Origin of the sequence: Kribbella sp. NBC_00359 (genome assembly GCF_036097425.1) — a bacterium.
GTDB lineage: Bacteria > Actinomycetota > Actinomycetes > Propionibacteriales > Kribbellaceae > Kribbella.
The window spans coordinates 4,440,346-4,453,424 of the sequence record NZ_CP107975.1; the positions used below are offsets into that span (position 1 = coordinate 4,440,346).

General features: G+C 68.1%; 14 protein-coding genes. 10 read left to right on the forward strand and 4 right to left on the reverse strand.

The window, feature by feature from the left end; genetic code table 11:
- Nucleotides 1–145: 145 nt before the first annotated feature.
- Together OG876_RS21805 and OG876_RS21810 are read left to right on the forward strand one after the other, a co-directional pair.
- Nucleotides 146–2,191 carry a M4 family metallopeptidase gene (locus tag OG876_RS21805; protein WP_328526746.1) on the forward strand — a complete coding sequence of 682 codons (2,046 nt, stop codon included), beginning with the start codon at nt 146–148 and terminating at the stop codon, nt 2,189–2,191.
- A gap of 176 nt (nt 2,192–2,367) precedes the next feature.
- On the forward strand, nt 2,368–2,991 hold the full coding sequence (locus OG876_RS21810) for a M20/M25/M40 family metallo-hydrolase (protein WP_328526747.1): 624 nt from the start codon (nt 2,368–2,370) through the stop codon (nt 2,989–2,991).
- Here OG876_RS21810 and OG876_RS21815 read toward each other — a convergent pair.
- Together OG876_RS21815 and OG876_RS21820 are read right to left on the reverse strand one after the other, a co-directional pair.
- A complete protein-coding gene (locus OG876_RS21815; RefSeq protein WP_328526748.1) occupies nt 2,988–3,497 on the reverse strand; it encodes a hypothetical protein in 510 nt (169 codons plus the stop codon). The two genes, OG876_RS21810 and OG876_RS21815, sit on opposite strands and share 4 nt — an antisense overlap.
- A 62-nt stretch (nt 3,498–3,559) precedes the next feature.
- Nucleotides 3,560–4,729 carry a phosphotransferase gene (locus tag OG876_RS21820; RefSeq protein ID WP_328526749.1) on the reverse strand — a complete coding sequence of 390 codons (1,170 nt, stop codon included), beginning with the start codon at nt 4,727–4,729 and terminating at the stop codon, nt 3,560–3,562.
- Between the two features lie 105 nt (nt 4,730–4,834).
- On the opposite strand from OG876_RS21820, the gene OG876_RS21825 reads away from it, so the two are divergent.
- Nucleotides 4,835–5,281 carry a MarR family winged helix-turn-helix transcriptional regulator gene (locus OG876_RS21825; protein ID WP_328526750.1) on the forward strand — a complete coding sequence of 149 codons (447 nt, stop codon included), beginning with the start codon at nt 4,835–4,837 and terminating at the stop codon, nt 5,279–5,281.
- 21 nt (nt 5,282–5,302) lie between these two features.
- On the opposite strand, the gene trhA is transcribed toward OG876_RS21825, so the two are convergent.
- A complete protein-coding gene (gene trhA / locus OG876_RS21830) occupies nt 5,303–5,989 on the reverse strand; it encodes a PAQR family membrane homeostasis protein TrhA (RefSeq protein ID WP_328526751.1) in 687 nt (228 codons plus the stop codon).
- A 258-nt stretch (nt 5,990–6,247) separates the two neighbouring features.
- Between trhA and OG876_RS21835 the strand changes: the two genes are divergently transcribed.
- From OG876_RS21835 to OG876_RS21865, 7 genes are all read left to right on the forward strand, one after another.
- Complete coding sequence (locus OG876_RS21835) at nt 6,248–7,027, forward strand: isoprenyl transferase (protein ID WP_328526752.1); 780 nt, start codon at nt 6,248–6,250, stop codon at nt 7,025–7,027.
- A gap of 354 nt (nt 7,028–7,381) precedes the next feature.
- The gene (locus OG876_RS21840) at nt 7,382–8,716 is read left to right on the forward strand and encodes a PhoH family protein (RefSeq protein WP_328526753.1); all 1,335 of its coding nucleotides are present in this window, start codon (nt 7,382–7,384) and stop codon (nt 8,714–8,716) included.
- A gap of 183 nt (nt 8,717–8,899) precedes the next feature.
- The gene (locus OG876_RS21845; RefSeq protein ID WP_328526754.1) at nt 8,900–9,610 is read left to right on the forward strand and encodes a hypothetical protein; all 711 of its coding nucleotides are present in this window, start codon (nt 8,900–8,902) and stop codon (nt 9,608–9,610) included.
- Nucleotides 9,601–10,266, forward strand: a complete 666-nt coding sequence (locus OG876_RS21850) for a spermidine synthase (RefSeq protein WP_328526755.1) — start codon at nt 9,601–9,603, stop codon at nt 10,264–10,266. Before OG876_RS21845 ends, OG876_RS21850 begins: the two co-directional genes overlap by 10 nt.
- A 44-nt stretch (nt 10,267–10,310) precedes the next feature.
- Entirely contained in the window at nt 10,311–11,714 is a 1,404-nt protein-coding gene (locus OG876_RS21855) for a class II fumarate hydratase (RefSeq protein ID WP_328526756.1), read from the forward strand.
- Between the two features lie 35 nt (nt 11,715–11,749).
- A complete protein-coding gene (locus OG876_RS21860; RefSeq protein ID WP_328526757.1) occupies nt 11,750–12,370 on the forward strand; it encodes a DUF402 domain-containing protein in 621 nt (206 codons plus the stop codon).
- A gap of 95 nt (nt 12,371–12,465) precedes the next feature.
- On the forward strand, nt 12,466–12,624 hold the full coding sequence (locus OG876_RS21865; protein WP_328526758.1) for a hypothetical protein: 159 nt from the start codon (nt 12,466–12,468) through the stop codon (nt 12,622–12,624).
- Between the two features lie 3 nt (nt 12,625–12,627).
- Here OG876_RS21865 and OG876_RS21870 read toward each other — a convergent pair whose 3' ends face one another.
- A complete protein-coding gene (locus tag OG876_RS21870) occupies nt 12,628–13,056 on the reverse strand; it encodes a nitroreductase/quinone reductase family protein (RefSeq protein ID WP_328526759.1) in 429 nt (142 codons plus the stop codon).
- Nucleotides 13,057–13,079: the final 23 nt, after the last annotated feature.

Genomic DNA, 13,079 nt, shown 5'->3' on the forward strand with positions numbered 1-13,079 from the left:
TGCCCCGACACACAGTGTCACAAATGAGGCAGTGGCACTGCTGAGTCAGCATCCGGCGTCCCCAACTGAATTCGGTCGCTGCGCCCAAACAGCGACCACACCGTGAGGAGATGTTGTCTTGAGACGACTGACATCAGCAGGGGCGGTGGCCATCGTCGCGGCAGCGGGTCTTGCCGGGGCGTTCACCGGCTCACCCGCGGGTGCCGTGCAACGTACGGCTCCGCTCCCGGCGTCCGGCTTCAACCAGCCCGCCGCCGTCCAGGCCGAACAGGCGCTGACCGCGCAGACGGCCGCAGCCCTCGGACTCGCCAGTGGTGAACAACTCGTGGTCCGCGACGTGGTCAAGGACCCGGACGGCACCGAGTACGTCCGCTACGACCGCACCTACAACGGCCTGAAGGTCGTCGGCGGCGATCTGATCGTCAAGCGCAAGGGCGCGACGGTCGGTCAGGTCACCTACAACCGCGGCGCCAAGGCCGTCGGAGTCGCGACCAAGCCGACGTTGTCCCAGTCGGCCGCACTCTCCAAGGCCGCGCAGTCCGCCAAGTTCAAGGCCACCGCGAACAAGGGATCGCTGGTCGTCTTCGTGACGCCGAGCAAGCCCGTGCTCGCCTACGAGGTCGTCACCACCGGCGTGAAGCCGGACCAGACCCCGTCGGTGCTGCACTCGTTCATCGACGCCAAGACCGGCGCCCTGCTGGACCAGGACGACGAGATCAAGACCGGCACCGGAAACTCGATGTACTCCGGCACCGTCAGCATCGGTACGTCGGGCAGCTTCTCCATGACCGACCCGACCCGCGGTGGCAACTTCACCACCGACCTCAACGGTGCGACCTCCGGCAACGGCACCACCTTCACCGACGCCGACGACACCTGGGGCACCGGCGCCGCGTCGAACCGCCAGACCGCCGGTGTGGACGCGCACTACGGCGCCCAGCTGACCTGGGACTACTACAAGAACGTCCACGGCCGGAACGGCATCTTCAACAACGGTCAGGGCGCCCGGTCCCGGACGCACTACGGCAACGCGTACGTGAACGCGTTCTGGGACGGCACCCAGATGACGTACGGCGACGGCCAGGGCAACACCCATCCGCTGACCGCGATCGACGTCGCCGGCCACGAGATGAGCCACGGTGTCACCGAGGCGACCGCCAACCTGAACTACTCCGGCGACGCCGGCGGCCTGAACGAGGCCACCTCCGACATCTTCGGCACGATGGTCGAGTTCTCCGCCAACAACTCGTCCGACCCGGGTGACTACCTGATCGGCGAGAAGATCAACATCAACGGCAACGGCACCCCGCTGCGCTACATGGACAAGCCGTCGAAGGACGGAGCCAGCGTGGACTGCTGGTCGACCAGCACCGGCGGACTCGACCCGCACTACTCCTCCGGCCCGCTGAACCACTGGTTCTACCTGGCCTCCGAGGGCACCGGCAGCAAGGTCATCGGCGGTGTGACGCACAGCAGCACCGCCTGCAACGGCGCCACCATCACCGGTGTCGGCCACGACGTCGCCGCCAAGGTCTGGTACCGCACGCTGAGCACCAAGCTGAGCTCGGGCAGCACCTACAAGGACGCCCGCGAGGGTGCCATCACCTCCGCGGTCGAGCTGTACGGCGCCGACTCGGCCCAGTGCAAGGGCATCGAGGCTGCCTTCAGCGGCATCTCGGTCCCGGCCGGCGCGGCCAAGTGCAGCGGTGGCACCGAGCCGCCGCCCAGCGGCGACAACCTGCTGCAGAACCCGGGCTTCGAGTCCGGCGCGGTGAACTGGACCGGCACCGCCGGCCCGATCAACAACGACACCGGCCGTCCGGCGCGCACGGGTAGCTGGAAGCTGTGGCTGCAGGGCAACGGTCGCGCCACCACCGAGAACGTCGGCCAGTCGGTCGCGATCCCGGCCTCGGCGACCACGGCCACGCTGTCGTTCTGGATCCGGATCGACTCCGCCGAGACCACCACCTCGACGGCGTACGACACGGCGAAGGTGCAGGTGGTCGACGGTTCGGCCACCACGACGCTGGCGACGTACTCGAACCTGAACAAGAACACGTCGTACGTCCAGAAGACGCTCAATGTGTCGCAGTACAAGGGCAAGACCGTCACGGTGAAGTTCGTCGGCCAGGAGGACTCCTCCCTGCAGACCAGCTTCGTCATCGACGACACCTCGCTCACCGCGAGCTGACGCGGTAACCCGTCCGGGGCGCGCGGCCCACCGCCCGCTGGCCCGCGCGCCCCGGATTCTTCTTCTTTCTCCGTCACCAACACCAAGGCCCATCTCGACCAGCTGCAGTCGATTGCCACCAGCAACGGTGGCAACCGCTACACCGGCCGGGCGGGTACAAGGCTTCGGCCGACTACGTGAAGGCCAAGCTCGACGCGGCCGGCTACACCACCACTCTGCAGTCCTTCTCCACCTCGGCCGGTACGTCGTACAACGTGATCGCGGAGTGGCCGCACGGCGACGCGAACCACGTGGTGATGGCCGGCTCGCACCTGGACAGCGTCAGCGCCGGTCCGGGGATCAACGACAACGGTTCTGGCAGCGCCGGCGTACTCGAAACCGCCCTCGCCTACGCCGCCAGTGCGCAGACCCCCAGGAACCGATTGAGGTTCGGTTTCTGGGGTGCCGAGGAGCTCGGCCTGCTCGGTTCGAAGTACTACGTCAACAACCTGCCCGCGGCCGAGCGCGACAAGATCGAGCTGTACCTGAACTTCGACATGATCGCGTCGCCGAACCCGGGCTACTTCGTGTACGACGACAACCCGGCCGGCAACGGTGCTCGCGACGACCTGGTCTCGTACTTCACCACCACGACGCTGGCGACGTACTCGAACGTCGACCGCACCACGTCGTACGTGCAGAAGACGCTGAACGTCCTTGCCTACAAGGGGAAAACCGTCACCGTGCGGTTCCTCGGGCAGGAGGACTCGTCACTGCAGACCAGCTTCGTCATCGATGACGTGGCACTGACGACCAGTTAGACCGGCTTGCACAGCTTGCCCGGTGGGATGGCGGCTTCGGTGAGCAGTTTGCCCACCGGGGCCGCCAGCGGCTTCACCTTGGGGTCCTCGAGCCGGGCGGTCTTCCCGTTCGCGGAGACCGCCAGGATCATGTCGTCGGGGTGCTTGACCGTCGGCTTGGTGGCGACCAGGCTCGCCCAGTCGACCTGCTGAGCGGCCGCGGTGATGGTCGCCAGCAGAGTGGGGTCGAGCTTGCAGCGGATCGTGTCCTTGCCGCGCGAGCTCACCGTGGCGACACCGTCGGTGCCGATCAGCACCTGATCGTCGAAGCCGGCGAACCCACCCTTCCTCGACACCGTCAGCGGCAGCCCTGCCCCGACCGGCGTCGACTGCGTCACAGTCGGTGCGCTACTCGGCGCAGGGGAGGGCGGAGGGTTGCCCACGCCGCCGTCGGACTCGTTGCCGCACCCGCTCAGGACGAGACCGGCGACCGCGGCGACCACTGCGTACCTGCTGAAGTTCCTCACGCACCATGGATACCCGTAGACGTGCCATTCGTTGCAGCTGTGACACGACTGAGATGTGATCGTCAGACGACCGGTGACACGAGGTCGACCAGCGCACGGGTGAGCTGGACACGCTCCTCGAACAGCGCGAGCGAGGCCCCGTCGCTCATCCTGGTGATCTCTTCCAACGGCAGCGCGGTGAAGGTCGCGCGGGCGCACAGCGAGCCGAGGTAGCCGTACAGCACCTGCTCTTCGGTCACCTGCATCCCCTCCTCGGCCAGGCCCTTGATGAACGCCTTCAGGATGACCTTGTGCACGGCCGGCAGCGCCTCGGACGCCAGCTCGCCGGCGTGCGCCAGCCCGACGAGGAGCTGCCCCAGGTCGAACCCGACCGCCTGCGGGCAGTCGAACCCCCAGTCGATCACCACGAACTCGTCCGTCCCCTCCGGCACCAGGAGATTCTGCGGACTCGCATCCCCGTGCTGGTAGCACTGTGGCAGCGCGTCGAGAGCGTCCAGTACGGCGGGCAACCGTTCGCCCAGCTCGAGCAGATCGTCACGCAACCGGTGGTCGCCGACGTTGCAGACCGCCGCGGCGAGCAGCGGGTGCCGCCACGTCTCGGGGTCGGCGATCGCCGGCAGTGCGGACGTCTGCACGCGCCCGCCGGTGTAGTACCGCAGTCCGACGCCCGGGGTGGTGACGTCGCCGCGGGGGAGCAGTGGCTCGACCAGATGTGGCTGACGCCGAGCGGAGAGCAGACCGAGCAGGTACGCCGCTCGCTCGAACCGCTCCATCGGCCACGGACCGGGCTCCTGGACGATGTTCTCCATCCACAGGGTGCCGCGGTCGTCGTCGTACACGTCGATCCGGTAGGCCTGGGGCAGGCGCATGCTGTCCGGGAGGACGTCGGCGATGCCGCTGCGGTGTACGGCGATCTCGAGCTGCCACGGGAGGTTCTGGATGAACGCCGCCCGGAACTGCTCGGGCACCATGTCGATGTACGCCCAGTGTCGCGGCGACTGGAACTTCTTCACGAAACACGACCAGCCGACCGTGTCGCCGGCCGTGGTGGTCGCCGTACCGAAAAGCCGGAGCAGCGCCGCGGTGCTCGGTGTGCCGATCGGGTAGTCGACCGGTTCGACCCGGACGTCGCCAGGCGTGGCGGCCGGATCGCCGGTGATCGTCCGGACCAGCGCGGTGAAGTCGTCGCCGGCCAGGGCGTCGCGGCCAAGTGGCTCGAGTGCGGTGATCATGTCGTTCCCCCCATGCGGTCTGGCTGCCCAGCATCCGCCCCGACCTTCTGCCAATCTTCAGAAGGAAGTAAAGCAGCCTTACTATCGAGATAGTAAAGTGGCCTTATGACTTCCGTCAATGACCTGTCGGGTCGGCCGCCGGGCCCCTGGCCGGAGCACATCGCTGCATTGCTCGGAGGAGCACTGCGGCGGCTCCGGGAGGAGATCCTGGCGGTGTCGGACGACTTCCCGGGCCTGCGGGTCTCGCACTACCGGCTGCTCGAGCTGATTCCGCCGGACGGGGCGCGGATCACCGATCTGGCGGAGGTCGCGTTGATGACGAAGCAGGCGCTCGGGCAGCACGTGGACTACCTGCAGGGGCTCGGCTACACGGAGTCCGACCGGCTCCGTGCCGACCGCCGGGTCCGGCTGGTACGGCGTACCGCCCGCGGGGAGGAGGCGGTCGCGTTCAGCCGGGCCGCGATCGAGCGCGTCGAAGCGCTCTGGGCGGACCAACTGGGCCTGGAGCGCTACGAGGAGTTCCGGGAGATCCTGCGGGTGATCGGGGCCTGAGGCCGGATCACCACACCCGGCCTAGCCGACCCGGTACGTCGCGATGCTGACGGCGATGTAGTGGCAGACGAACGCGGCCACGGTGAACGCGTGGAAGATCTCGTGGAAGCCGAACCAGCGCGGTGACGGGTTCGGCCGCTTGGTGCCGTAGACGACCGCGCCGATCGAGTAGAGGCCGCCGCCGATCGCGATCAGCGTGACCACCGCGGCGCCGCCCTGGTGGTAGATGTCACCCATCCAGAAGATCGCGACCCAGCCGAGCGCCAGGTAGATCGGCGTGTAGAGCCAGCGCGGAGCGTGCACCCAGAAGATCCGGAACAGGATGCCGAGCAGGGCGCCGCTCCAGACCAGGCCGAGCATCAGCGCGCGATCCTCGCCGTGCAGCAGCACCATTCCGAGCGGGGTGTAGGTGCCGGCGATCAGCAGGAAGATGTTGCTGTGGTCGAGCCGGCGCAGGATCGCCTCACCGGTCGGGCCCCAGTAGAACCGGTGGTACAGCGCGGAGATGCCGAACAACAGCATCGCACCCATCGTGTAGACGGCCGCGGCCCAGCGGGCGTTGGGATGCGGAGCGAGGCAGATCAGCACGATGCCGGCGGCGGTGGCGAACGGGAAGGTGCCCGCATGCAGCCAGCCCCGGAGCTTCGGCTTGATCCGGCCGGGGAGCCGGTGGCCCAGTTCCTGGGGCTGTGCGCTGGTAGCGGTCATCGCCGTCCTTTCGAGGGGTGCCGGGCGGTTCAGTACCTACGCAACCGTAACCTACGCAACCGTAGGTTCAATGGTCCATAAGAAGGAAATGTAGGCGAGATCACCGATCGGCACACCGCCGCCCGCGTGTCCGACGCACGAACTTCGGCGAAAGTTCGATCTGCCTGACACCTTCCTCGAAGCTGTTCTGTGCCCTCTCGTTCCGGGGTGAAACTGGGCTAGCCTCGTGACTGAGAGCACTGGAGGAGCACCCTGCCCATGCGGACACCTGGCAAGCAGAAACTGCGCGATGCGGTGTACGGCCTGTACGAGCGCCGGCTGCGGCGATCCTTGTCGCCGGACCGGATCCCGCGGCACATCGGCGTCATCATCGACGGCAACCGGCGCTGGGCCCGGGCGGTCGGCGACCCGGTGTCGCGCGGCCACGAGGCCGGGGCGAACAAGATCGTCGAGTTCCTCGACTGGTGCGACGACGTCGGCGTCAAGGTCGTCACGGTCTGGATGCTGTCCACTGACAACCTGAGCCGTCCGGCCGACGAACTGGAGCCGCTGCTGCGGATCATCGAGCAGACGGTCGAGGAGCTGACCGCGATCGGCCGCTGGCGGATCCACCCGGTCGGCGCGCTCGACCTGTTGCCCGGAGCCACCGCCGAGGCGCTGAAGACGGCCGAGGCGGACACGCACGGTATCGAAGGGATGCTGGTCAACGTCGCGGTCGGGTACGGCGGCCGCCGCGAGCTGGCCGACGCAGTCCGCTCGCTGCTGCTCGAGGAGGCCGCGCAGGGCATCTCGATCGAGGAGCTGGCCGAGCGGGTCGATGTCGAGCACATCGCCCGGCACCTGTACACGAAGGGCCAGCCGGACCCGGATCTCGTCATCCGGACGTCGGGTGAGCAGCGCCTCGGCGGGTTCTTGCTGTGGCAGAGCGCACTGAGCGAGTTCTACTTCTGTGAAGCGCTGTGGCCGGACTTCCGGCACGTCGACTTTCTGCGAGCGGTCCGCAGCTATGCGCAGCGAGAGCGCCGGTTCGGGACCTGACCCCGCGTCCACAGCTCGCGGGGACGGAAGGTGTAACACACCGTTAACCCCGTGGCCGGGCGTGTCGGGCTGCGGCGTTTGCTGGACCCTCCTACCCTGACTATGACGGTCGGAGGGGAAGCCGGCTGTCGCGGGAGGCCCGATCAGCTTGAGAATCGTTCGCCAGCCGGTTGCCCCATGAGGGGCAGAACGGAGTACCCGAGACCCCAGGTCTCGATCTCACTGGTTCCCGGATCCGCTCGTGCGGCGGTCCGAAGGGGATCTGCACCAGATCCGCGGGCCAGCTCCCGGTCCAACACCTAACCACTGGTGGGCCGGGCGTGGTGCACGTCGCGGCCCGAGAGGACGTGCGACATGGCTGCCACCCACGCCAAGGCGTCAAGTACCTCATCCACACCGGCCCAGCGCACTTTTGTGCTGGACACCTCCGTACTCCTGTCCGACCCGCACGCGATGGTGCGGTTCGACGAGCACGAGGTGGTCGTCCCGGTGGTCGTCGTCACCGAATTGGAGGGCAAACGGCATCACCCGGAACTCGGTTACTTCGCTCGCACCGCACTGCGGCTGCTCGACGAGCTCCGGATCCTTCATGGACGTCTGGACGCGCCCCTGCCAGTGGGAGAGAAGGGTGGAACCCTCCGGGTCGAACTGAACCACACCGATCCGGAGACCTTGCCGGCCGGCTTCCGGCTCGGCGACAACGACAGCCGCATCCTGGCCGTGGCCTGCAACTTCAAGGCCGAGGGCAAGGACGTCACGCTGGTCTCGAAGGACCTGCCGATGCGGGTCAAGGCGTCGGCCTGCGGCCTGATGGCCGAGGAGTACCGGGCCGAGCTGACGCTGGAGTCCGGCTGGACCGGGATGAGCGAGCTCGAGGTCGAGACACACGACGTGGACGACCTGTACGAGAACGGCGTACTGGAGCTGCCGCAGGCCGGTGAGTTCCCGACCCACACCGGGCTGGTGCTGCTGTCCGACCGGGGCAGTGCGCTCGGCCGGGTGATGCCGGACAAGCGGATCCGGCTGGTCCGCGGCGACCGGGAGGCGTTCGGTATCCGTGGCCGGTCGGCCGAACAGCGGGTCGCGCTCGACCTGCTGCTGGACCCGGACGTGGGGATCATCTCGCTCGGTGGCCGGGCGGGTACCGGTAAGTCGGCGCTCGCGCTCTGCGCCGGGCTGGAAGCGGTGATGGAGCGGCGGCAGCACAAGAAGGTCGTGGTGTTCCGGCCGTTGTTCGCGGTCGGCGGCCAGGAGCTCGGGTACCTGCCCGGCTCGGAGTCGGAGAAGATGCAGCCGTGGGCACAGGCCGTGTACGACACGCTCGCCGCGCTCACCAGCGGTGACGTGATCGACGAGGTGATGGACCGCGGCATGCTCGAGGTGCTGCCGCTGACCCACATCCGTGGCCGGTCGCTGCACGACGCGTTCGTGATCGTGGACGAGGCGCAGTCGCTCGAGCGCAACGTCCTGCTCACGGTGCTGTCCCGCGTCGGCGCGAACTCACGGGTCGTGCTCACCCACGATGTCGCCCAGCGCGACAACCTGCGGGTCGGCCGGCACGACGGTGTGGTCGCCGTGGTCGAGCAGCTGAAGGGGCACCCGCTGTTCGCGCATGTGACGCTGACACGGTCCGAGCGCTCGCCGATCGCGGCGCTGGTCACCGAGATGCTGGATGACCTGCAGTTGTAAGGAGTGTGTAGGGTTTTAGGTAATTTGATTTTGTAAGGCACGCGTAAGACTTCGGGCCGACGGTGCGGCCGCCACACAGGCGGCCGCACCGTTCGTTCGTGACCTGCTTGTGATCACGCTCGGTTTACGCCAGAGTATGTTCTCGTTGCAGCCGACGGGGGTCGGGTTTTCTCGGAAGGACAGATGAAAGCGAAGCGCTCCGTCGCGGCTCTCTCAGTGACTGGGATCGTCGTCGTCTCTGTTGTCGCCGGTATCGACCTCTTCAGCTCCCCCGGGAGCAGCAGCGCCTCGGAGCAGGTCTCAGGGCGGGCCGAGATGGCCGTGCTGAACAGCGAGAAGGCCCGTGCCGCCACCACGCCGTCGATCCAGCCGAAGACCGCCAAGGAGCAGGCCCAGGAGGTCGTCCGGATGCGGATCCAGGTCGAGGCTGTCGCGGCCGCGCAGCGGGCCGCGCGGAAGGCCGCGCAGGACCAGTCCGACCTGAAGCAGGCAGCCAAGAACGCCGCACTCAAGCGCTACCAGGCGCTGCAGAAGACCGACGCGAACTCGCGGGAGGAGCGGGCCAGCCGCGACGCCGAGCGGAAGAAGCTCGAGGGCACGCCCAAGGAGGTCGCGATGAACCTCCTGCCCGACCACGGCTGGGGTGAGAGCCAGTTCAGCTGTCTCGAGAAGCTGTGGAACAAGGAGTCCCGCTGGCGGGTCAACGCCGACAACCCGTCCTCCTCGGCGTACGGCATCCCGCAGGCCCTCCCCGGCAACCGGATGGCGGCCTACGGGTCCGACTGGCGCACCAACCCGGTCACCCAGATCAAGTGGGGTCTCGACTACATCGAGAACACCTACGGCTCCCCCTGCTCCGCCTGGGGCCACTCCCAGGCCAAGGGTTGGTACTGACGCTGACCGAGCTGGCGCGGGCTGTCAGTGAACGCGGCGAACTGGTTCTGCGCCGGCGCGACGACGGGGCCCTCGAACTGCGGGTGAACGGCGTCTTCGTGATGGACGACCGCGAGACCTCGAGTGAGGAGCTGCTGGCGTCGGCCGCGCTGACCTCGGTACGGCGGCCCGACCGGGTGCTCGTGGGTGGTCTGGGCCTCGGGTACACCGTCCGTGCGCTGCTCGCCGACGCCCGCTTGGGCTCGGTGGTCGTCGCCGAGATCGAGCCCGACCTGGTGGCGTGGATGCGGTCCGGCCTGGTGCCGTCGGTCCTCGACGATCCCCGCGTGTCTGTCTCGCTCGGTGACGTCCGAGATGTGGTCACCGCGACACCGGATGCGTCCCTGGACGCGATTCTCCTGGATGTCGACAACGGCCCGGACTTCCTTGTCTACAACGAGAACTCGGCGATCTACTCGTCGTCGTTCCTGAACGTGTGCCGGTCCAAGTTGCGGACCGGCGGCGTACTCACGGTCTGGTCGTCGTCGGCGTCGGACGCGCTGGCGTCGGCCGTCTCGTCGGTCTTCGGCGCCTGCCAGGTGACGCCGGTTCCGGTGACGCTGCAGGGACGCGACGAGACCTACTACGTGTACCAGGGTTCGTTTTCCACAGGCTGACGATCGGTCGCCGGGGACGACGCGGAGCGACGTACTCTGCAGGTATGGGTGACAACGTGGAATTCAGGATCGAGCACGACACGATGGGCGAGGTCAAGGTGCCTCGGGACGCGTTGTGGCGGGCGCAGACCCAGCGCGCGGTGGAGAACTTCCCGATCTCCGGGCGGCCGCTGGCGCCGGCGCTCGTGCACGCGCTCGCGCAGATCAAGGCGTCGGCGGCCGTGGTGAACGCCGAGCTCGGTGTGCTGGACGGGGAGCGGGCTGCCGCGATCGTGGCCGCCGCGGACCAGGTGGCCGCGGGGGAGTACGACGCGGAGTTCCCCATCGACGTGTTCCAGACCGGCTCGGGCACGTCGACGAACATGAATGCGAACGAGGTGCTCGCGACACTCGCAACCCGGTCGCACGGCGTCTACGTTCATCCGAACGACCACGTGAACGCGTCCCAGTCCAGCAACGACACCTTCCCGTCGGCGATCCACGTCGCGGCGACGGCCGGCGTCGTCCACGAGTTGCTGCCGGCGCTGGAGCACCTGGCGGATTCCCTGTCTCGTAAGGGATCCGAGTTCGCCGAGGTGGTGAAGTCGGGGCGGACGCACCTGATGGACGCGACGCCGGTGACGCTCGGGCAGGAGTTCAACGGGTACGCGCAGCAGGTGGGTCGCGGGGCGGATCGGGTCCGGGGGACGTTGTCGCGGGTGGCTGAGCTCCCGCTCGGCGGGACGGCGGTCGGGACGGGCATCAACACGCCGCCCGGGTTCGCCGCGGCCGTGATCGCCGAGCTGAACCGGCGGACCGGGCTCCGGTTCAGCGAGGCCGAGGACCACTTCGAGGCCCAGGGTGCGCAGGACGGCCTGGTCGAGCTGTCCGGGCAACTGAAGACGGTCGCGGTCAGCCTGACGAAGATCTGCAACGACCTGCGCTGGATGGGGTCCGGACCACGCGCCGGGCTGGGGGAGATCGCGCTGCCGGACCTGCAGCCGGGGTCGAGCATCATGCCCGGCAAGGTGAATCCGGTGATCTGCGAGGCGACACTGATGGTCGCCGCCCAGGTGATCGGCAACGACACGGCGATCACCGTGGCCGGTGCCGGAGGCAACTTCGAGCTCAACGTGATGCTGCCGGTGATCGCGCGCAACCTGCTCGAGTCGATCACCCTGCTCGCCAACACGTCCCGCCTGCTGGCCGATCGCTGCGTCGACGGCATCAGCGCGAACGTCGAGCACGCCCGCGCGCTGGCCGAGTCGTCGCCGTCGATCGTCACCCCGCTCAATCGCTACATCGGGTACGAGAACGCCGCCGCGGTGGCCAAGAGCGCTGTGAAACAAGGCAAAACCATCCGCGAGGTCGTGATCGAGAACGGGCACGTCGAGAAGGGCGACCTGACCGAAGCGCAGTTGGATGCCGCCCTCGACGTCCTCTCGATGACCCGGCCGGCCGACTCGTGACGGCCTCCTGGGAGCCGGGGACGACGATCGAGTGGGTGTATCAGGGGACCGGGCGGCACGCGGACAAACCGAACGTCCGGCCGATGACGGTGGTGCGTGACGACGCGGACGGGCTGGTCGCCTGGCTCGCGCCGGGGACGCCGCTGATCAAGCCGGTGCTGGTGGACGGGCGGGAGACCCGGTACGCCGGTCCGGTCGGGATGTTCACCGCGGACCGGGTGCTGAAGCTGGACGTCTGGCGCGGCACCGGGATCCTCAAGGTGCTGCCACCGGGCAAGCCGTGGTCGGTCTGGCACTTCTGGGACGACGACGGCACGTTCCGCGGCTGGTACGTGAACCTCGAGGCACCGCACGTCCGGGAGGGTCTTCGGACCAGCACGGTCGACCACGTCCTCGATCTGTGGATCCATCCGGACCGGACGATCGAGTGGAAGGACGAGGACGAACTGGAAGGCGCGGTGACCGCCGGGCGCTACACCGCCGCCGAGGCCGACCGCATCATCGCCGACGCCCACGCCGCCGTCCGCGAGATCGAGGCGTGGGCCTCGCCGTTCTCCGACGGCTGGCAATCCTGGACCCCGCCGGCCCACTGGCGCCTCCCCGCGGCGCCCACCACCCACCAACCCGACCTGATCGCCGAGGAGCTGCACAGTTGACCCGACAAGTCCTCCTCCGCACGGGCTGAAAAACCCCGCACAACGGGTGGGTCACGAGCACTTCCATCCAGCGGGTTCGGACTTACCTTGGAAACATGTACACCATCGAGTTGCAGGACGAGGAGCTCCAGCTGCTGCGATCCGCGCTGCGAAGCTACCTCCAGGCCTTCGGGCACAACGAAGCCGACCTGGTTCAGGCTGCGAAGACGCTCATGCTCAAGTTGCCCGAGCCCGTCGATATCAAGGCCGGCTGAGCATCACTTCCCGACCGGCTCCAGGAGGGCCACCGGGATCGTGCGCTTGGCCTTCGTCGCGTAGCGGCCGATGCCGGGATCCTCGCGCAGGATGACGTTCGTCCACACGGTGTGCCGCTCCGGACCGGTCAGCTCGCGGGCGTGCATGAGGCTGTGCTTCGCGCCGATCTGCACGTCGGTCGTCCCGGCGGCGCGCAGGTTGCGGAACCAGTCCGGATCCTGGCGCGATCCCGACCCGGTGCCCCAGACGATCAGGCCGTCGGGCGTTTCCAGGTAGCGCACGCACGTCGAGCGCGGTACGCCGGTCCGACGGCCGGGCGTGGTCAGCATCAGCACGTGGACGTCCTTGCTGCCGCTGGCCATCCGCCCGTCGAGGGTGCGGTACATCCACACGCCGATCCGGTTCCCGAACTTCAGCATCCGCCGCCCCATCACACCACCCCCGATTCCGAGGG